The organism is Streptomyces sp. NPDC007025 (assembly GCF_042869455.1).
Lineage (GTDB): Bacteria > Actinomycetota > Actinomycetes > Streptomycetales > Streptomycetaceae > Streptomyces.
Map to the genome: position 1 here is coordinate 94,187 of NZ_JBIAFT010000012.1, position 19,130 is coordinate 113,316.

Here is a 19,130-nt window from a genome sequence, read left to right on the forward strand (position 1 = left end):
TGTTGTGTTCCGCTTCTCGCTGTTGATGTCGGTGGGTGGGGTGCGGGGTGCGCTGCTACCGTCAGGTGCACGACAGTTACCTGATGCTACCGGGAGTTTGTTGTGCGTCCGACCCGTTCTGCTGTTCCGCTGGCCGCTGCCGCGGCGGCCGTTGCGCTGCTTGTCTCCGGGTGCGGTGGGGGTGACGACGGTGACGGGAAGAGCGGCACGATCGACGGCGCCGAGGACGCGGGGAAGAAGTCGCCGAGCGCCGAGTCGAGTTCGCCGGGCAAGGAGGATGCGCCGGGTGATTTCCGCACGTCCGACATCGAGTTGCCGGACGATGTGAAGCTCGTCTTCGACTGGGACCAGCCCTCGGACCCGGACAAGGCCGCCGCGCTGGACGGGGCAGCGGACTATATGCGGGCACTGATGCACGGCACAGTCAAGCAGGACCCGAAAGATCCGGTGCTGGTGAAACATGTGGTGCCGCTCCAAAGTGCCCAGAAATTCGCGACGACCAAGGTCAAATTGGATGTCGAGAAGGGGTACACCGTCACGGGGGAGGAGCGGTACTACAAGTCCAATGTGGGCGATGTAACCGACCAGAAGCTTGCTGAGGTCTCCTTCTGTGTGGATCAGTCGAAGTTCTTCAGTAAGAAGATCAAGACGGGCAAGGTGCTGCGGACGGAGAAGAGCTCGTCCAGCTACCTGTATTTCACTCTGGTGATGCAGAAGCCGGAGGAGTCGCAGCGGCCTTGGAAGGCTCGGACCTTCGGGGCTGAAGAGAAGGCGGTGAAGCAGTGCCAGGAGTGATGAGGAGAGGAGCGCTCGTCGCGAGCGTATGTCTCGCAGGACTGGTCGGGTGCAATTCAACTGCGCACGCTGACGAGGACTCGATGTCTGGCGCCCTGGGAAGCTTCAATAACGGTGAGGCGGCGGCTGGGGCTCGTGGGAGTCGGGAGGTCAGCTATTCCGGCAGTGGTGCGGGTGGCAGTAGTGAGGGTGGGGGTGGGAGGCTTTCGGTTCCGGGTGGGGATTGGTCGCCGCCGCCGTGTTGGTATGCGCCGAAGTATTCTCCTCGGGAGTTGAAGGAGAAGATTGATGATTCGCCGTTTTCGGTGACGGGGCGGGATCCGGACAACGGTGGGCAGAAGCAGGATACGGATCTGGCGATCCGGGAGAAATATGAGTCGGGGGATTACGACAACTATAATCTGGAGAAGGAGGGGGAGGGGCGGTTCTGGGCGGCGGTGCCGAATCCGGATGAGAAGGATGCGGCGAGGGCCCAGTCGTGTACGGAGTTGCCGTTCTGGGTGGAGAACGGCGAGGTGCCGGATGTGGAGCATGCGATCAGTCCGCAGATCCTCTCCAGGCTGGCGTATGCGCGGATCAGGGTGCCGGATACGCGGGTGGAGATGAATCCTGCGGGTCGGCAGACGGTGAATCTGCCGACGTGGGTGTGGCTGGATGAGGGCCGGTACAGGAAGTTGTCGGTGCGGGCGTCGGTGGATCTGGGTGGGGGCCGGGAGATCTGGGCGCGGACGACGGTGGAGCCGGAGGCGCTGAAACTGGATCCGGGCACGGACAGTGCGAGGCTGTATCCGGGTTCGGGTGAGTGCGGTGTCGAGGATGACGGCAGCATCGGCACGGAGTATGTGAAGGGCAGCGGGAAGAAGGCGCCGCCGTGCGGGGTGACGTATCTGAAGGCCACCCGGGGCGGGGGGAGTTATACGTTGCGTTCGACGCTGACGTGGACGGCGTCGTGGGAGGGCAGTGGCGGCGCCGGTGCCCAGGACCTGCCGAACGGTGAGTTCGGCGGCCGGCAGGACGTCACCGTCCAGGAAATCCAAGCCATCAACTGAGCCTGTGCTCTGGCCCCTGTGCGCTTGTGGCTGCTGGCGCCTCTCCGTAGGCGCGGATTCCGATCAGGTGGCAGGGAGCTGTTCGCGCACCCAGTCAGGACTGGGGTTGGTGTGCGGTCGGCCTGCCACCACGACGGTCGGCACGGTCTCGTTGCCGTCGTTGGCTGCTCTCACCGCTGCGGCTCCGGCCGGGTCGCGCCAGATGTTGACCCAGTGCAGCTGGCGGGCGCTGCGGCCCAGCCGGAAGCGCAGCCGTATGCAGTAGGCGCAGCCCGGCCGCCAGAAGACGACCGGTCGGCCGTCGTCCGCACTGCGGCGTCGTGCTTCCGGCTCGCCGGTCGACCTCGGGAAGATCAGGGGCGAGTTCACACCGCCGAGCGTCAGGAAGACCAGCAGGATCGCTGTGGCGATGCCGGGGCTCCCCTCGAAGAACTGCGCCACTGCGACGACTGAGCCGCTGAGTACGAACAGCATCGGCAGAATCCAAGAGCGCATCATGGTGACGCAGGCTACCGGCCGTTTCCGCGGCGCCGATGCCGTCGAGGACGACGATGAGGTATCAGTTCCCGGCGGCCCGCTCCCCCGCTACCCCGCCCCTGAGCCGGAGCCGGGCCCCGGGGCGGGCGGGGTGCGGGGCCGGAGGCGCTCGCCCTGCGGCCCGAACATGATCAGGTACTCGACCGGGCCGCCGAGGCCGGCGTTCGCGACCCCGTGCGGGGTGCGGGTGTCGAACTCGGCGATGTCTCCGGAACTCAGGACGAGGTCCTGGTCGCCGAGTGCGAGCCACAGCCGTCCGTACAGGACGCACAGCCACTCCCAGCCGTCGTGGGACACCTGCCGGGGGCGTGCGGGCGGGTCCTGGGCGGCGGGCAGGACGTGTTTGTGGGCGTGCAGGCCCCCCACGTACCGGGTCAGCGGCAGCACCGCCTTCTCGTCGCCGAAACGCCCGACCGCGGAGGCGCGGGGCTCCGGGGCCGAGGAGACGGGGGCGGTGCCGGCCAGCTCGTCCAGGGAGACGCCGTACTCCTTCGCCAACTGCAACACCACTTCCAGGGTGGGCTTGCGGCGGCCGGTCTCGATCCGCGACAGGGTGCTCGGGGAGATGCCGGTCGCGCAGCCGACGCCGGTGAGCGTGGCGCCGCGGTGTTCGCGCGCGGCCCGCAGCCGGGGGCCCATCGCCGCCAGTGCCTCGGCCACATCGTCGCCTGCCATCTGCTCACCCCATCCTGATGCGCTGTTCCGCCCCTCTGTCCTGCGAGTTTGCCAGACTGGCAACGATGATCGCGTCGTCCGGTCGCGGTGCCGCATGATCGGTCGTACCGGCGTCCGCCCGCGATCCGAGGAGAAGACCCGATGCCTTCCGAGCCGTCCGCAGCACTCCGTCACCGCACCGTCGAGGCCCCTGCCGGGCGCCTGCACCTGGTCGAACAGGGCACCGGCCCGCTGGTCCTGCTCGTGCACGGCTTCCCCGAGTCCTGGTACTCCTGGCGGCGCCAGCTCCCGGCCCTCGCCGCGGCCGGCTACCGGGCGGTGGCGCTCGACGTGCGCGGCTACGGTCGCTCGTCCAAGCCCGCGGCGACCGACGCCTACCGGATGCTCGACCTGGTGGCGGACAACGTCGCCCTCGTGCACGCACTCGGCGAGGAGAACGCGGTGGTCGTCGGCCATGACTGGGGCTCCAACATCGCCGCCACTTCCGCTCTGCTGCACCCCGGGATCTTCCGGGCCGTCGCCCTGCTGAGCGTTCCGTACGCGCCACCCGGCGGCCCCCGTCCCACCGACATCTTCGGCCGGGTCGGCGGCCCCGAGCAGGAGTTCTACGTCTCCTACTTCCAGGAGCCGGGCCGCGCCGAGGCGGAGATCGAGCCGGATGTCCGGGGCTGGCTCGCGGGCTTCTACGCAGCTCTGTCCGCCGACACCATGCCGGCCGAGGACGAGCCCGACCCGCACTTCGTCACCTACGGCGGTCGGCTGCGTGACCGTTTTCCCGCCGCCACCCTCCCGGCCTGGCTGACCGAGGACGACCTGGACATCTACGCCGCGGAGTTCGAGCGGACGGGGCTGACCGGTGCGCTCAACCGCTACCGCAACGTGGACCGGGACTGGGAAGACCTCGCCCCCCACCGCGGAGCGCCGATCGAGCAGCCCTCCCTGTTCCTCGGCGGTGCCCTGGACGCCTCCACCACCTGGATGTCCGACGCGGTCGACGCCTTCCCCACCACGCTCCCCGGTCTGCACGGCTCCCACCTCCTGGAGGGCTGCGGGCACTGGATCCAGCAGGAAAGCCCCGAGGAGGTCAACCGGCTGCTGGCCGGCTGGCTCGACACCCTCGCAGACTGAGCCGGGCAGCCGGGCAGCCGGGCAGCCGGGCAGCCGGGCAGCCGGATTGAACCGGGCTGAGCAGGGCTCAGCCGGGACTGAACCGGCAGGAGCGGTCGGGCCGGGGCGTCACGGCGGACCGGTCACGCCGCCGGGGTCCGGGCTTGAGCACGCTCCTCAACCGGCGGTCGCCGCCGCCTGCCACGCGCCCGGACGCATCCCTGTCGCCTTCCGGAAGAAGACGGAGAAGTTGGAGGCGTCGGGGAAGCCCAGCGTGTGGGCGCAGGCTGCCGCGGTGAGGCGGTCGTGCGCGAGGAGCCGTTTGGCCTCCAGGACGATCCGATCGACGAGGAACGTCTTCGCCGTGCGGCCGGTGGCCTGCTGCACCGCTCGGGAGAGCGTGCGGGGCGCGTATCCCAGTGCCCGCGCGTAGTAGCCGGCGTCGTGATGTTCGCGGAAGTGCGCTTCGACGCTGGAGAGGAACAGCCGGAACGCCGGATGCGTGGACTGTGCTTCGGTGTGCGGCGGCCGGAGACGGGCGACGAGTGCGGAGAGCAGGATCTCGGGCAGCTCGGTCGGGGTGTCCCCGGACGGGGCGGACGTCTCGAGGAGGAGATGGTTGCGCGCGGCGTCGACGAACGGCCAGTCGGCGTCGGGGACGGTCCAGTGCGCGACCACGTCCGGGGACGCGGCGAACTCCCGGGTGGCGCGGGTGACCGGTGCGGTCGGGACGAAGAGCACGAGGTGCCCTGTCAGCGCGGAGATGTCCTCCCACCGGTGCACCGCCCCCGGGACGACCCACACCGCGGACCGCTTCCGGAGCGGGTACCGGAGGAAGTCCACCGTGACTGCTCCGTTCCCCGCGTCGACGACAGCGAGGACGTGGAAGTCGGCACGCTGCGTCCCGCCGTCGTTCAGCTCGCGCAGACGGTCGAAGGTCATCGTCTCGACAGCGGCTGCACGGCGTCGCACGGGGTGGTAGGTCATCTGCCGGATCGCGGTCATGTGTCCAGTTTCCACCATTGGACGACCAGTCGTGCCGATGCCCGGGCACAGCGGACGAGATGCAATGAACGTAGTCCGAATGCCCCAGAAAGCTGATCGGGAGAAACGCGATGAACATGACGCAGCAGCCGCCACTGCCCACTTATGACCACCTCTCGGGTGCTGGGCCGACCCTGGTGTTCCTGCACTACTGGGGTGGTTCCGCCCGCACCTGGAACCTCGTCGTCGAGCGCTTGGCGGGGCGCGACATGCTCACCGTCGACTTCCGCGGGTGGAGCCGTTCGAGCAACCTGGCCGGCCCCTGCACGCTTCGTCAGCTCGCGGACGACACGCTCGCGGTGATCGCCGACGCGGGCGTCACCGACTACGTCCTCGTCGGCCACTCCATGGGGGGCAAGGTGGCGCAACTGGTCGCGGCGACCCGGCCCACCGGCCTCCGCGGGATCGTCCTCGTCGGCTCCGGCCCGGCCAAGCCCGCGGCCGGGGTCACCGCCGAGTACCGCGAAGGTCTCTCCCACGCCTATGACTCCGACGAGTCCGTCGCCGGGGCACGGGACCACATTCTCACGGCGACCGAGCTGCCCGAATCGGTCAGGTCGCAGATCGTGACGGATTCGCGGGCCTGCACCGACGCGGCCCGCACGGAGTGGCCGCTGCGCGGTATCGCGGAGGACGTCTCCGAGCACACCCGCATGATCAGCGTCCCGGCCCTCGTCGTCGCCGGGGAGCACGATCTCGTCGAGCCGGTCGACGTACTCCGCGACAACCTGGTGCCCTACCTCTCCGCGGCCGAACTCATGGTGATCCCGAAGACGGGCCACCTGATCCCGCTGGAGGCGCCGGCCGACCTCGTGGACACCATCACGGCGTTCGCGCCGGGAGCTGCCCGGCCTGATGCGCGGCCTGCCAACGTGTCGTGACCCCGAGCGCCCGCCGGAAGGTCCCGGAAGGCCTTGGGAGATCCTGGAAGGTCCTGGAGAGCCGACGGGTGCTCGGTCGGAGCCCATGGCGGCCAACAGCCCGCCGTCAGGACGTGTTTGCGGCATACGCCTCGGTGGGTGACCGGAGGCCGGTGGTGCGGTGTGCTTCGCCCGTCCCTCACGCCTCTGATGCCGCGGGGCACCGGAATGCGGCTGGCCAAACTGGAGGCCAAGGCGGTGGAGTGCGGCGCCTACGGCGATTACAACATCGACGGGCTGTTGCAGACGGAAGAGTACGCGCGGGCGCTGTTCGCCATGCGGCGCCCTGCGTTCAGCGAGGAAGAGATCGACCGGCTGGTCGGCGGACGGATGGCCCGGCAGGCCATCCTCGAACGGCAGCCAGCGCCTGCTCTCACATTTGTCCAGGAAGAGGTGACGCTACGGAGGCGTCTGGGCGGCAGAATGGTGCTACGGCGACAGCTCGAACGCCTGCTGGATGTGGCGCAGATGCGGCACGTCACACTGCAAGTGATGCCCACGGAGAGCGAAGAACACGCGGGTATGGCGGGCGAGCATCGGGTGCTGAAGCTTCAAGACGGAACGGCCTTGGCGTCCACGGACGCACAGCTCACGCACCGGGTGATCTCTGACCCCAAGGAAGTGCAGATCCTCGAAATGAGGTATGGCATCATCCGCTCGCAGGCGCTCGCTCCGCGTGAGTCGTTGGCCTTCATCGAGAAAGTGCTGGGAGAGACATGACGCTGAAGCCTTCCGTCGAGGATGACTCCACGCTGGAATGGGCGAAGAGCAGCTATAGCAGCAACGACAGCCCGGACTGCGTTGAAGTCGCTGCCTCCTCCGAGGCCATCCACATCCGTGACTCCAAGAACGCCACGGGGCCGCGCCTGAAGGTCACCCCAGCTACCTGGGCCGATTTCATCGCGTACGCCGCCGCTGGCTGACGCGCAGCCGAAACATGCCCCTGCCCCATCGGGATGAGGACGGGGGAGCGGCACGGGTTCGACGGGGTGGCAGGTGGATGCGGCGTACTCCGGCCTGGGCCGTGGCGGCGGCGTGTGTCATGGCGGCGGCCCTGCTGTACGTGGGTGCGGTCGCACACCTGGTGGACCTCGTCCAGCACGGTCTGTACCCGTACGGCTGGGCGCCGACCTGGCTCAACCTCTACTGGACCTCGCTGGCGGTCCTCGATCCGCTCGCCGCGGTGCTCCTGCTCGGCGGCAGGCGCCGTGGCGCGGATCTGGCCTGCGCCATCATGGTGACCGACGTCGCCGCCAACTGGTATGCCGTCTACGGCATTCAGCACAGCGGGCTTCTCGCCGAGCCCGGCCTCCAACGGCTCACGATTTTCGCGCTGTACGCAGTCGTCGTCACGCCCTTCCTCCGCAAGCACCTCTCCGCCTGAGACGAGACGACCGGGGCAACAGGCGCGGCAGTACCCTCCACGAGGACCGGTTCTGCTCCACGGGGTGACCGGAGGCGGGGACGGAGGAACCGACGCGACGCGTGCACGACGTGGGACGTTCACAGGACCCTGGTCATGAAGGTGCTGTTCGGGTCGGGCTGGTAGTCCGCGAAGGGTTCGCAGCGGTGGAAGCCGAACTTCTCGTAGAGCCTTCGGGCCGGCAGGAAGAACTCGGCGGAGCCGGTCTCCAGGCTCAGGCGCGTGAACCCCATGCCGGAGGCCTCGCGCAGGATGTGGGCCAGCAGCGAGGAGGCGACCCCGCTTCGCTGCCGCGTCGGCCGGGTACGCATCGACTTCAGTTCCGCGTGGCCCGCGTCCAGTCTCTTGAGCGCACCGCAGCCCACCAGGCTGCCGCCGTCCACGACCGACCAGAAGGTGACGTCCGGCTTCCGGAGACCGTCCAGGTCGAGGGCGTGTTTGCTCTCCAGAGGCGTGAGGGACCGCATCTGCTGGACATGTTCGTCGAGGAACCCGGCGATGTCCGGCCCGGAGAGGTCATCCACCGAGATCCGCAACGCGTCACGTCCTCTCTCCATGTGTCGTCGCCGACCCGCAGACGGCTGGAAGTCGAGCGTCGTGATGCGTGTCCGACCCCGCGGCTATGTTGTACGGCCTGCGACGAGAGGACGCCATGACCCGCACCACACCGCGCCGTCCCGCCGACGTCGAAGCGCTCTTCCCGGAACTGGCCCGCCACCGGCGTACGGCCACCCGGCTCCATCCCCGCCCGGGAACCCCTGGGGTGCGGGACAGCTCCGTCGGCGGTCCACTGTTGTGGCCGGCCGAGGAACCGTGGCCGATGTGCATCGAGCCGCACAAGCGGCGCAGCGGTGAGCGGGTGCGGGACGTCAGGCTCCGGCGGCGCATTCTGGCCGAGGCGTGGAGCCGCACTCCCGCCCCGGGTGAACGTCCCGGGCCGACGGACGAGGAGCGCGCCGTCCTGGACACGTTGAAGCGGGGACGGCACGCGCCGTGGCTGGGCCGCACCGACCCGATCCCCATGGCGGCGGTCGCCCAGCTGTACCGGCGCGACATACCCGACCTCGTCGGCGGACCCGCGGACTGCAATCTGCTCCAGGTGTTCTGGTGCCCGTTCGACGCGCATGGAGGCGGCCACGACATGTCGCTCCACCTGCGCTGGCGCCGCTCGGCGGACGTGCGCCAAGTACGGGAAGAACAGCCGGAACCCGTGGTGGTCGGCCACGACGGGTACGTGCCCGAGCCCTGTGTCCTCCACCCCGAACGGGTCGTCGAGTACGAGTACATCGAGCAGCTTCCCGACGGCCTGGTCCGCCGTATCGCCGAGTGGGAGGGGCCCGAGGACGACTGGGAGCCGGACACGCTCACGTACGAGTCCGATCTGTCGATCGCCCCGGGCTGGAAGGTGGGCGGCTTCGCCTCCTGGCACACCACCGGCCCCGCGACGATCACTTGCGGGCCCTGCGGCCGGGCACTGGAGCCCCTGCTGACCGTCGCCAGCTCCGAATGGGACGGCGGCACCGGGAGCTGGACCCCGCTGGAGGACCGGCCGGCGGCAGACGCCATGGACGCCAACACCCCCACCCATGTCACGGTCGGCCGCTGGGGAAGCCTCTTCATCCTCACCTGCCCCGCGTACCCCGAGCATCCCCACCATCTCGTCATCCAGTGACCCGGCAGCCCGAGGGCTGAGCGCCTCACGGGAGAAGGGGTCCCGCGGCGGCGCTCGGCCCTGCGGCGCCTCGGCGGCAGCCCGGATCCGGCGGTTCGATCAGTCAGAACTCCTCCGTGCCGGAAGAGCGGGGGAGGTCGCCTCCCAGATCAGGGCGTGCAGGAGTTGGTTCTTCTGCTTCCGCGTCAGTCTCTTCAGACCTTCGAAGGTGCGTGGAGCCACGTCCAGACGGTGGGGGATGCGGCGGAACGGGGAATGCCGTTCTCCCACTGTTGCTGGGGCATAGGCCAGGAGCGCGCAGATCCAGCTGTCGGACGGGATGCTCTCCGGGAGCACTGGCACGAGCAGGTACTGGGTGTCCTGATCCGCGCTCAGGTCGATGCGCTCCCCCCTACGGCTGAAACCGGAGTTCTCCGCCTCTGCGATGAGCTGCCGCAGGGTGCGGGTGTCCACTCGACGGACCTCTCCCGGAACCGGCCAGTGGAACGGCGAGGTCACGCGGCCCCGCCTGAGTATGCGCAGGTGAAGACGACTCACCGATGTCCTCCCTTCTGCAAGGGCGGTACTCCGCTCTGCCGGCCGCCGTGCCGTGGGCTCTGCCCTACGCTCCCGCCGTCCATGACCGGCATCATCGCTGATGCCGGTCATGGGGTGTCAGCCTTCCGGTGAGGTTGAGCGGGCCAGTGCGACGCCGCCCACGATCAGGGCGAGGGCGAGAATGCGACCGGTGGTCACCGGATCCTTGTGCACGACGATGCCGAGGGCGATGGCGCCGAGCGCGCCGATTGCGGTGAACGCGGCGTAGGCCGTCCCGACAGACAGCCCCTGCATCGCCAGGGAGAGCAGGTAGACCGCGACGGCGGCGAGCGCGAAGCACACCAGCGTGGGAAGCGGACGGGTGAAGCCGGCCGTGGGCTTGATGCTCTGCGACCAAGCGACCTCGACCAGTCCGGCCGCGACGAGCAGCAGCCAGCTCACAGCGAGGCTCCGACCGTCCGGGCAGCGGCCAGCGCGGCGGCCCGGGAGGCGTCGTGGGTCTCGCGGCGGGCGGCGAGTGCGGGATCGGTGAGGGAGTTGACCAACTCGGTGCCGAGGAAGGTCATGTCCTCCTCGGGGACGGCGAAGTGGCCGGGGAAGAAGTCCCGCAGGTAGCGCTCCTGGTGGTCGTACGGCCGACGCGGGGTGCCCGGACCGTACGCGCCGCCGCGCGCGTAGGCGACGACGAAGCGCCGTCCGGCCAGCGACATCCTGGGGAACGTCACCTGGTCGATCCACGCCTTGAGCGAGGCGGGGACGGAGAAGTTGTACATGGGCGCGGCGATCAGTACGGCGTCGGCGGCGACGAGTTCAGCGAGCAGCGGCTCGACGATCGCCCAGGCGTCCGCCTGGGCCGGGGTGCGCACGGCTTCGCGGTAGCGGGCGATGTCGGTGATCCGGTGTTCCAGTACGTAGTCGCACAGCTCGGTCCACGCCTCGCCTATCTGCGGAACGGGGGTGAGTGCGAGGTCGCGGTGGAGGTAGGTGCCGTCCGGGTGGGATGACCGCCAGGCGTCGGCGACGGCGTCGCCGAGCTCGCGGCTGAAGGAGCGGCGGCGGGCGCTGGCGTCGAGGTGCAGCAGGGTCTGCGGAGCGGGGGGCGTCGTCGGCCGGGTGGCGGTGGTGGACATGGAAAGGCTCCTGCCTCGGAAGAGGGAACCGGACATCGTGTCCGGTTCAGCTGTGGCCAGCATAACCGGACGCGGCGTCCAGTTATTCCGCCGGGCTGACGTAGGCTGATGCCGTGGAGACCAAGGAGCCCGAGCAGTCCGGGGACCCGGCGAGGCTCGGGGACCCGGCGAGACCGGGGGAGCCGAAACGGCCCAGGGAGCGCGCGGACGCGGCGCGGAACCGGGCGAAAGTCCTCTCCGCGGCGTCCGAACTGTTCGCAGAGGGGGATCCGCGCGCGGTCACGATGGAGGACATCGCCCGCACCGCCGGAATCGGTCGGGGCACGCTCTACCGGCGCTACCCGGACATCGCCTCCATCGCGGCGGCACTCCTGGACGAGCACGAGCACGCACTGCAGGGCGAACTGCTGCAGGGCGCACCGCCGCTGGGCCCCGGCGCAGCGCCGGGGGAGCGGCTGGCGGCCTTCCTGGCAGCCATGATCGACCTGCTGGAGCAGCACAGCCATCTCGTCCTCGGAGCCGAGACCGGCGCCGAACGTTTCGCTGTCGGCGCCTACGGGTTCTGGCGCGCCCACGTTCTGGCACTCCTGCGGGAGGCGGGCACGTCCGACCCCGAGGCGCTCGCGGACACGCTCCTGGCGCCGCTGGCCCCCGAGGTCTTCCTCCACCAGCGCGGCCGAGGCATCTCGACGGCCCGCCTGAAATCCGCCCTCACCCGACTCGCCCACGGGGTCACGGCATGAGCCGGCCTGAGCCGGCACGACCATTTGGCCGTTCTGGGAGGGTATGAAACTTGGTGCGATCTGGCATCGGAGGAGATCGGCCGACGAGGTATGCGTCGATGGGCTCCGGTGGCGACTCAGTATCGCCCGCTGTGTTTCAAGGCGACAGCAGTGTATTTCGAGTCTCCATCAACGCGAACCCCAGCAGATTCAGGCCTTTCCACAACGATGGTGAAGAAGCTCGTTCGTCGTCCGCAGCTAAGCCAATACCCCAGATGCGGTCCAAGGGGCTTGCTTCGACCAGTACGCGGTCCCGGGAATTCAGCAAGAAGTCGCGTATTTCTCCATCGGCGGAGAACTTTGCGAGGTTACCGCGCAGAACGATTCCGTACCGGTGCTCGAGCCAGACGTCTTCCTCGAAGCCCTCTACCTGGCGGCCGAGTGTCTTCGCTGCACCGGGGTGGGGCGCCGCAAGAATGTGCTCTGCTGTTTCGTCATCGTTGAACAGCCATGCTTTATGGGCCATCATGTAGTGTTCTGCGGACCGAAATACATGCCCCTCTGTGGTGAATTCGCTTTCCCACCACTGGCTGAGGCACCCTCGCCCGACCCTGCCGTCCGCTTCGCGCTGGTTGCCCCAGAAGAACAGAAAGCGCATGGGGTGGCGTGATTGCTCCCAGAGCGCTCCTTCTTCGGCTGACATTGGCAATGATTTCGGCGACTCCGACGTCATCGGCTTTCTTTCCCTCTTCTTCCTTGATTCGCATGGCGGCGTGAAGTCAGTCGCGCAAATCATCGCAGGATTGTCTGAAATTATCCGCCACTCTCGGATATCGGGGGCGTCGCTGGCAGCCGCACGACGGCAGAGGTCAGCCAGCCGGTCATACAATCCGAGGTGCTGGAAGAGTTCAGCGTTACGCCTGTACGCGTCGTCGTCTGGAGTCGCGTCTAGTTGTCTCCATGCGGCTTGAGGTATAACTTGCGCCATTTTTTCGTGAGGGAGCATTCCCAGTAGTCGGCTCAGGCCGACGGGCTTCTGGATGGCCCAGCACCGCTCTTTGTGCTCCATCGTGAGATCAGAGCATTTCGAACCTTGACAGATATAGAATTTCCTGCAGTCCTAGTGACGGAACTCGTTCGTCCTCTGCGGTCAAGTTGGTACTTCAGATCCGGCCCAGGGTGTTCGAGTCAGACCTCTCCCGCGAAGCTCCATGATTGATGGTCAAGCACGCTCCCTACGCGAGCGTGGGAACTGCGGGAATACGCCGGGCGCATGTGAATCAAGGTCAACCGGTGGGGGCAAGAGTGATTCTTCGCTCGCTGAGGTTGATTGATGAAACAATGACGGGATATTCTTCCCCGATCGCTGCTGACTTCAGCGCGCCTGTGAGGTCGGCTGCAGGAAGGAGCCCGGAAATATCCCCCTGGAGGGTGAGGAACACGCCGATAGGTGTGACCTTTTCGACGGTTCCTGTAGTTGTTGTACCCAGTTGCGTTGCCGCGAAGTCCACGAAGGGATCGTGTTGCAGCTCTTTCAGTGACAACGAAACCTGATTGCGGTCCGTGTCAATACTCAGGACAACTGCTACGACTTCTTCGCCGATGTGCGCAACTTGTTCTGGGTGGGTGAATCTCCTCCATGAGAGATTCGGTGCTGTTACCACACCAGAGACTCCGTCTAGATCGATGAATAGAATGGTGGCGGATGCTGCGGTGACGACACCTCTGCAGACCGTGCCGGGCTGCAGATTATTGATTTCCTGCATCAATCCTCCCATTTGTAGCCGTTGTAAAAATTCCACCACTTGGGGCTACCCTCGATGAAGGAATTGAATCGCGGGATCTCCCCCTGTGGGATTATCCATTGATATTCTCCTGGCTTGTTGTCGTGCGTCCTCCTGTATTTCTCCGGAGGGAAATTCTCCTCGAACCCATCCTTCATTGTGAATTCATGGTAGCCATCCTCGTGGGTTCCCTGATCTGCATATTTACGGGCAACCTCCTCGGATTCTCCTAGGTAGGCAGTCCCTTCTCCGCCTTCTGGGGTAGAGGGGTGCAGGTCAGGATCGAGCCCATCGGCTTCGCGAGCACGATTACCTCGCGCCGGTGCTCTATAGAGCCTGAGTGGTTCTTCGCCCGGGTACCTCGGCGCAAGTCCGAGGGGATCGATCCGGTAGAGCGGATTGTCAACATATCCCGTCGGGTTCGGGTCAGGTGCCAGTCCGCGAGGGTCGGGCGCCGTGTACCGCGCGGCTTCCGGGTCGTAGTACCGGAAGTAGTTGTAGTGGAGGCCCGTCTCCGGGTCGTAGTACTGGCCGGGGAAGCGGAGGGGGGTGTAGGCGGTGCTGTCGGCGTGCCAGGTGGTGGTGCCCCAGAGGGTGGAGCGGGTGCGCCAGGCGATGTCGCCCGATTCGGAGACCAGTTCGGTCGGGGTGCCGACGAGGTCGGTGACGATGGCGTAGAAGCGGGAGTCGATTTCCTGCTGGGTGGACTCGTCGGTGCGGCGTTCCGTCTGGGTGAGGGGGGTGAAGCCCTTGTGGTCCCAGGTGAGGGTGACCGGGTGGGGGAGGTCGGGCGCGGCGGTGGTCTGCTCGATGAGAGTGGGGCCGTCCCAGGTGAAGAGGACCGATTCGGCCTGCTCACCGTCCGCCGTCATGCGGTGCTTGGCCGTGCGGCGGCCCAGGGGGTCGTAGGTGTACTGCCAGACGGTGCCGTCCGGGGTGACGACTTGGGTGAGCCGGTCCTCGGCGTCCCAGGTGTAGTGCCAGGTGTCCGGTTTCTTCGAGAGGCGGGTCTTCTGGCGGAGGGTGGTGCGGCCCGCTGCGTCGTGTTCGTAGCGGACCTTGCCCGCTGTCCGGATCGAGGTGCCCTCATACACACGCGGGCCGATGGCCTCGGGGGAGGCGTGGGTGGCGGGCCAGCTGGCCTCGGTTTGGTTGCCTGCCTCGTCGTAGGCGTAGCGCTCGGTCCAGCCGCTGGCGTGGACGGCGGTGACGCGGCCGGTCGCGTCCAGGTCGAAGGTGGCGCGGCCGGAGAGCAGGTCGTCCACGCCGGTCAGATAGCCGTCCGCGCGGTACTCGTAGTCCTTGCGCTGGACGGTCGAGTCCGCCGTGGCCAGGGACAGGGCCTCCAGTCGGCCCGCCGGGTCCCACACCTGGGAGAGGGTGAGGCCCTCGGTGCCGATACGGCGCTCCGTCTCGCGGCCTGCCGCGTCGTGGGTGAAGTCCAGCGTGCGGCCCGAGGCGGTGAGCGCGGTGCGGTTGCCCGCCGCGTCGTAGGTGCTGGTGGAGACGGCGCCGGTCGGGGTGGTGCGGCGGGTGCGGCGGCCCAGGGCGTCGTAGGTATGGGTGAGGGCCCGGCCGTTGACCAGTTCCGTTTTGACGCGGCCCAGCTTGTCGCGCTGGTAGCGCAGCTCCGCGTCCGGGCCGACGGCGTCCAGGAGGCGGCCTGCCGGGTCGTAGGCGTACGTCGTCACCGCGCCCGCCGCGTCCTTGCGCAGCGTGCGGCCCAGGGCGTCCCGCTCGTAGGTGATGTCCTCGCCGAGCGGTGTCGTACGGCGGATCAGTTCGCCGGCGGCGTCCAGTTCGTACTGCTGCGTGCGGTCGTCGAAGTCCGTCTCCGCGACCAGGCGGCCCGCCGGGTCGTAGGTGTAGTCCCAGGTCAGGCCCTGGGGGTTGGTCACCCGCGTCATGCGCAACTCGGCGTCGTACGCGAACTCGTAGCGCACGCCGTCCGGGCCCGTGCGGGCCTCCAGCATGTCGAAGTGGGTGTACTCGTACCGGGTCTCCCCGCCTGCGGCATCCACATGGCGGGTGCAGTTGCCCTCGCCGTCCCACTCCCAGCGCTCCGTGGCGCCGTCGGGCGTCGTGCGGGAGGCCGGCCGGCCCTCGGTCGTCCAGGTCAGCGTGGTCCGCGCGCCCAGCGGGTCCACCACACGCACCGGGCGGCCGAACGCGTCGCGTTCGTAGCGGGTGGTCGCGCCCAGCGGGTCGGTGATCTCCAGCGGGAGGCCCGCCGCGTCGCAGCGGACCCGCGTCGTCGCGCCGAGGGCGTCTGTCACTGCCGTCAGACGGCCCTGTCCGTCGTACGTGAATCGCGTCGCGTGGCCTGCCGGGTCGGTGAGCGAGACGCGGTTGCCGTGCTCGTCCCACTCCTGGCGCCAGACTGCGCCATCGGGGTCCGTCGTGGTGACCGGCAGTCCCAGCTCATTGCGTTCGACGGCGACAGTCGTACCGTCGGGGCGCTTCGCCGACGCCAGGCGGCCCGCCTCGTCGTACGTGAACGTCGTGCGGCGGCCCAGCGCGTCCGTGTGCGACAGCGGACGGTTGCGCGCGTCGCGCTCGGTGCGGGTGCGGTGGTCGAGGGGATCGATCTCGCCGACGACCAAGCCGCGGTCGTCGAACAGCGTGCGCGTCGCGTGTCCCGCTGCGCTCGTGACCGTTGTGACCTTGTGGCCGGTGGCTTCGTCGACGCCGTCGTAGTCGATACGGACCTGCATGTGGCCCGCTGTGCCGCCCTCGGCGATGACGCGGTGCAGGTTGTCGTAGACGTAGTCGTAGCGGCGGTCGTTGGTGTCGGTCCAGGACACCACGCGCTGCTCGTCGTCGTACTCGAAGCGCAGCGGCAGCCCGGAGGAGCCCGTGACGTCGGTCAGGTTGCCGTCGGTGTAGGCGTAGCGCAGCACCGTCGTGCCGGTCTCGGAGCCGGCCAGGGAGAGCGCGGTCACCCGGTCGTCCTCGACCGTCAGCCGCACCACGTAGCCGCCGCTGTGGACGAGGCGCAGCGGCGCGCCGGTCTGTTCGTCGTACTCGAAAGTGATGCTGTTGCTGTTGCGGTCCGTGATCTGCTCGATCCGGGCCGCGCCGTCCTCCGACTTGCCCTCCTGCGGCGGCGCGAAGTGCCGTACCCGGCCCGTCTCCGGTTCCGTCAGCGTGTAGCCGCCGTCCGGGGTGCGCTCCAGCGGCATCCGGGACGAGCCCGCCGACGGCAGGGTGGGAACCCCGGGAGCCGGGTGCGGGAACGTGAGCAGGCGGCCGTCCTCCGCGACGAAGACGACGCCCTCCGGGTCGACCTCCAGCCGCTGGTCCACCGTGGAGCTCCACGACGGGCCGAACCAGCGGCCGAGGGTGTAGCCGGACTCGACGCGACGGGTGAAGGTGAGCGGCAGGGTGCCCGGCAGGGACAGGTCCGTCTGCGGGAGGTACATCTTCCCGGTGGCGAGGTCGATCGGGTCGGTCCTGCCGGAGGGGGTCTCCTCGCCCTTGCGGGCGGCCTGGTGCGGACCCTTCTTCTCGACGGCCTTCCGCCCCGCCGACAGTTCCTTCGCCAGTTTCCCCGCGCGCCCCGCCTTCGTCGCCACGCCGAGGCCCTTGGTGCCGAAGAGTTCGGGGAGGAGGCGGCCGACCCCTTCGGAGGGGTCCTTCTTGAAGGTCTCCCACATCTGCTTGCCGGTGCCGACGGGGTCGTTGGCGGTGCGCATGATGCCGGTGACGGTCGAGTTGAGCTGGGTGACGTACTCGGCGGGGTGGGTGATGTTGTACGGGTCGACGGGGTTGATACTGCGGACGAAGTTGTTGAGGCCGGCGACGCCCTTCACCACGCCGCCGACCAGATGTTCGCTGTCGAGCTGGAGTCCGGTGACGCCGTCCTCGGCCTGCTCCCAGTAGTCCGGCTTGGGCGGGGCCGCGTCGCGGGCCTCCTTGACCTTCTTCTGCGCTTCGGCCGCGGCGGTGTTGCGCTGGGTGCGGGCCTCCTTGAGCTGCTCCTCGGCGTCCTTCTTCTTGTCGTTCTTGTACTTGGTGGCCGCCTCTCCTGCCTGGCCCTGCGCCCACTCGACCGTGGTCGCGAAGGACTCCAGAGCGTCGGCGGCCTTCTCGCAGGCGTTCGCGGCCTTGACCCACTTGGCGGGCTCCAGGCCGACCTTCTCCCAGAACGCGTCGGCGGCCTTGCCCTTCAGCGTGCCCTTGTGCAGGCCCTTGAGGCCCTTGGCGACGTTGTCGAACGCCGTCTTGAGGTTGCCGATGTGCTCGGCCGTCGAACGGATCCTGCCGGGGCTGCCGTAGACCAGTTTCTTGGGGTCGTCGGTCTCGTCCAGCTGGAACTCGGCGGTCTCGGCGCCCAGCGCGTTCGCCGCCGAGCGGGACTTGTCCCGCACCCAGTCGCCGCCGCTCTCCCATCCGACGTCGTCCAGCCGGTCGCCCGTCCAGTTCCCGGCGCCCTCGACGAAGTCCCCGGCGCCCTCCGCGAGGTCCTCGGCCTTGTCCTCGACCGAGTCCGGTACGAAATCCCGCCAGCCCATCAGCCGTTGCCCCCGTCGGATCCGTCGCCGTCAGCACCCTGCCCGCGCTGCTGCTGGGCCGCGCGCTCTTCGGGGGAGGGGCCGAACCACTCGTCCTGCTCGGCCTCGACCTGCTCGTCGCTGATGCCGGTGGCCTTCTGGGCGAGGTCCATGTACATCCCGCCGCGCCCCTTGGAGGACAGCTCGCGCCCGGTGTCCTGCCAGTCCTGCTTGATGTCCTGACCCGCCTTCTCCCAGGACTCCTTGCTGTAGTCGGGGGCGTCCGGGGTGAGGATGTCGCCGTAGCCCTGCTCGACGACCTCCTCCTCGGTGGCGTGCGGGTTGCCGGTGTAGAGGGCGGAGTTCATGACGATCTTGAGGGTGCCCGCCCGGTACTGGTCCTCTTCGTGCGCCATCCCCGCCGAGAGGCCGAGCTTCTTGGCGAGCGCGTTGGCGTTCTGCACCAGGGCGCGCACGCCCCACTCCCACCTCTCGCAGAAGTCCTCGAAGTCGACCGAGAGGCCGTGATGGCCCATCTCCATACCGGTCAGTGACAGTTCCTCGAAGCCGGCGCCCTGCAGCGCCGACGTCGCAGAGCTGCCCGACTCCTTCAGTTCACCGATGGCGCCGTTGAGCCCCTTCTCGACCAGATCGAGGGACTCCTTGTTCCAGTGGACGCCGTCGCTGCTCTTGCCGCCGTCCCCCATCAGACGTCCCCTCCGTCGCCCGGCGCGGGCACGGCCACCGCGTCCGGCACGATCCCCGGCGCGGGCGGGAAGAGCATCGAGCCGTCCTCGTCGGCGGCGTTCACCACGACACCGGCCGGGCCGTCCTGCGCCGGCACGACGACGTCGAGCAGCCGGGCCCCCAGGACCGCCGCGTAGTCCCACGGCCGGTCGGTGGCCTCGCCGCGGGCGAGCGCGAAGCGGGCCAGGGCCGCCTCGTCGGTGAAGGCGAAGATCCAGCGGACGCCGCCGTGCACCCCGGACATCACCTGGTCCTCGCCCACGGTCGGGACCAGCACCGCGGTGCGGCGGAACTCTCCCACCAGCGCCTCGGGGTCCCCGGTTCCGGCGCGCCGTGCCGCGATCTCCTCGGACAGTTCCATCCCGCCCCCTCCTGCTTCCCCTCATGTCGCCCGCCGCCGCCCCCCGGCGACTGCCCCGCCCCGCGGCCGGCCCGGCCGGTTCCGTGGGTGAGGCCTTGTGCCACGGGCGTCCCGGCGATCCTGCAACCGTGTGA

The 19,130-nt window shown here is 68.5% G+C and carries 20 protein-coding genes and 1 pseudogene; 9 read left to right on the plus strand and 12 right to left on the minus strand.

Annotated features, from left to right (window positions below; genetic code table 11):
* Positions 1–102: 102 nt before the first annotated feature.
* Together ACFYMO_RS23410 and ACFYMO_RS23415 are read left to right on the plus strand one after the other, a co-directional pair.
* Positions 103–795: a hypothetical protein gene (locus ACFYMO_RS23410; protein WP_388548651.1), complete on the plus strand. Its 693-nt coding sequence runs from the start codon at positions 103–105 to the stop codon at positions 793–795.
* 272 nt (positions 796–1,067) lie between these two features.
* Positions 1,068–1,844: a hypothetical protein gene (locus ACFYMO_RS23415; protein WP_388548654.1), complete on the plus strand. Its 777-nt coding sequence runs from the start codon at positions 1,068–1,070 to the stop codon at positions 1,842–1,844.
* 63 nt (positions 1,845–1,907) lie between these two features.
* On the opposite strand, the gene ACFYMO_RS23420 is transcribed toward ACFYMO_RS23415, so the two are convergent.
* Positions 1,908–2,342, minus strand: a complete 435-nt coding sequence (locus ACFYMO_RS23420) for a glutaredoxin domain-containing protein (protein ID WP_366772407.1) — start codon at positions 2,340–2,342, stop codon at positions 1,908–1,910.
* A gap of 87 nt (positions 2,343–2,429) precedes the next feature.
* The gene (locus ACFYMO_RS23425; protein ID WP_366772408.1) at positions 2,430–3,056 is read right to left on the minus strand and encodes a helix-turn-helix domain-containing protein; all 627 of its coding nucleotides are present in this window, start codon (positions 3,054–3,056) and stop codon (positions 2,430–2,432) included.
* Positions 3,057–3,197: 141 nt separating this feature from the next.
* Between ACFYMO_RS23425 and ACFYMO_RS23430 the strand changes: the two genes are divergently transcribed.
* Complete coding sequence (locus ACFYMO_RS23430; RefSeq protein ID WP_366772409.1) at positions 3,198–4,184, plus strand: alpha/beta hydrolase; 987 nt, start codon at positions 3,198–3,200, stop codon at positions 4,182–4,184.
* 156 nt (positions 4,185–4,340) lie between these two features.
* Here the strand turns inward: ACFYMO_RS23430 and ACFYMO_RS23435 are convergent, their stop codons facing one another.
* A complete protein-coding gene (locus ACFYMO_RS23435) occupies positions 4,341–5,168 on the minus strand; it encodes a helix-turn-helix domain-containing protein (RefSeq protein ID WP_388548659.1) in 828 nt (275 codons plus the stop codon).
* Between the two features lie 110 nt (positions 5,169–5,278).
* Here ACFYMO_RS23435 and ACFYMO_RS23440 point away from each other — a divergent pair, with 110 nt between their 5' ends.
* From ACFYMO_RS23440 to ACFYMO_RS23455, 4 genes and pseudogenes are all read left to right on the plus strand, one after another.
* Complete coding sequence (locus ACFYMO_RS23440) at positions 5,279–6,088, plus strand: alpha/beta fold hydrolase (RefSeq protein WP_388548662.1); 810 nt, start codon at positions 5,279–5,281, stop codon at positions 6,086–6,088.
* A 213-nt stretch (positions 6,089–6,301) separates the two neighbouring features.
* Positions 6,302–6,847, plus strand: a pseudogene (locus ACFYMO_RS23445) (DUF5753 domain-containing protein); the annotation flags it as partial.
* Entirely contained in the window at positions 6,844–7,050 is a 207-nt protein-coding gene (locus ACFYMO_RS23450) for a DUF397 domain-containing protein (RefSeq protein ID WP_366772412.1), read from the plus strand. The pseudogene ACFYMO_RS23445 and the gene ACFYMO_RS23450, both read left to right, overlap by 4 nt.
* A 77-nt stretch (positions 7,051–7,127) precedes the next feature.
* Positions 7,128–7,511, plus strand: a complete 384-nt coding sequence (locus tag ACFYMO_RS23455) for a hypothetical protein (protein WP_388548665.1) — start codon at positions 7,128–7,130, stop codon at positions 7,509–7,511.
* Between the two features lie 119 nt (positions 7,512–7,630).
* On the opposite strand, the gene ACFYMO_RS23460 is transcribed toward ACFYMO_RS23455, so the two are convergent.
* Positions 7,631–8,086 carry a GNAT family N-acetyltransferase gene (locus tag ACFYMO_RS23460; RefSeq protein ID WP_366772500.1) on the minus strand — a complete coding sequence of 152 codons (456 nt, stop codon included), beginning with the start codon at positions 8,084–8,086 and terminating at the stop codon, positions 7,631–7,633.
* Positions 8,087–8,202: 116 nt separating this feature from the next.
* Between ACFYMO_RS23460 and ACFYMO_RS23465 the strand changes: the two genes are divergently transcribed.
* Positions 8,203–9,222 (plus strand): hypothetical protein, encoded by a 1,020-nt coding sequence (locus tag ACFYMO_RS23465; protein ID WP_388548668.1) that lies wholly within the window; start codon positions 8,203–8,205, stop codon positions 9,220–9,222.
* A 99-nt stretch (positions 9,223–9,321) separates the two neighbouring features.
* On the opposite strand, the gene ACFYMO_RS23470 is transcribed toward ACFYMO_RS23465, so the two are convergent.
* The 3 genes from ACFYMO_RS23470 to ACFYMO_RS23480 all read right to left on the minus strand — a co-directional run bounded on the left by ACFYMO_RS23470 (position 9,322) and on the right by ACFYMO_RS23480 (position 10,889).
* Entirely contained in the window at positions 9,322–9,675 is a 354-nt protein-coding gene (locus ACFYMO_RS23470) for a hypothetical protein (RefSeq protein ID WP_366772415.1), read from the minus strand.
* A gap of 201 nt (positions 9,676–9,876) precedes the next feature.
* Positions 9,877–10,200: a DMT family transporter gene (locus tag ACFYMO_RS23475; RefSeq protein ID WP_388548671.1), complete on the minus strand. Its 324-nt coding sequence runs from the start codon at positions 10,198–10,200 to the stop codon at positions 9,877–9,879.
* A complete protein-coding gene (locus tag ACFYMO_RS23480; protein ID WP_388548674.1) occupies positions 10,197–10,889 on the minus strand; it encodes an FMN-dependent NADH-azoreductase in 693 nt (230 codons plus the stop codon). The genes ACFYMO_RS23475 and ACFYMO_RS23480 overlap by 4 nt, the downstream gene beginning before the upstream one ends.
* 113 nt (positions 10,890–11,002) lie before the next feature.
* Between ACFYMO_RS23480 and ACFYMO_RS23485 the strand changes: the two genes are divergently transcribed.
* Complete coding sequence (locus tag ACFYMO_RS23485) at positions 11,003–11,632, plus strand: helix-turn-helix domain-containing protein (RefSeq protein WP_366772418.1); 630 nt, start codon at positions 11,003–11,005, stop codon at positions 11,630–11,632.
* 136 nt (positions 11,633–11,768) lie between these two features.
* Here ACFYMO_RS23485 and ACFYMO_RS23490 read toward each other — a convergent pair whose 3' ends face one another.
* The 5 genes from ACFYMO_RS23490 to ACFYMO_RS23510 form a co-directional block, all read right to left on the minus strand.
* Positions 11,769–12,680: an NADAR family protein gene (locus ACFYMO_RS23490; RefSeq protein ID WP_366772419.1), complete on the minus strand. Its 912-nt coding sequence runs from the start codon at positions 12,678–12,680 to the stop codon at positions 11,769–11,771.
* A gap of 217 nt (positions 12,681–12,897) precedes the next feature.
* The gene (locus ACFYMO_RS23495; RefSeq protein ID WP_388548679.1) at positions 12,898–13,413 is read right to left on the minus strand and encodes a S1 RNA-binding domain-containing protein; all 516 of its coding nucleotides are present in this window, start codon (positions 13,411–13,413) and stop codon (positions 12,898–12,900) included.
* Positions 13,377–17,909: a putative T7SS-secreted protein gene (locus ACFYMO_RS23500; RefSeq protein ID WP_366772421.1), complete on the minus strand. Its 4,533-nt coding sequence runs from the start codon at positions 17,907–17,909 to the stop codon at positions 13,377–13,379. Before ACFYMO_RS23500 ends, ACFYMO_RS23495 begins: the two co-directional genes overlap by 37 nt.
* A complete protein-coding gene (locus ACFYMO_RS23505) occupies positions 17,909–18,595 on the minus strand; it encodes a hypothetical protein (RefSeq protein ID WP_366772422.1) in 687 nt (228 codons plus the stop codon). Before ACFYMO_RS23505 ends, ACFYMO_RS23500 begins: the two co-directional genes overlap by 1 nt.
* On the minus strand, positions 18,595–18,996 hold the full coding sequence (locus tag ACFYMO_RS23510) for an SseB family protein (RefSeq protein ID WP_388548684.1): 402 nt from the start codon (positions 18,994–18,996) through the stop codon (positions 18,595–18,597). Before ACFYMO_RS23510 ends, ACFYMO_RS23505 begins: the two co-directional genes overlap by 1 nt.
* Positions 18,997–19,130: the final 134 nt, after the last annotated feature.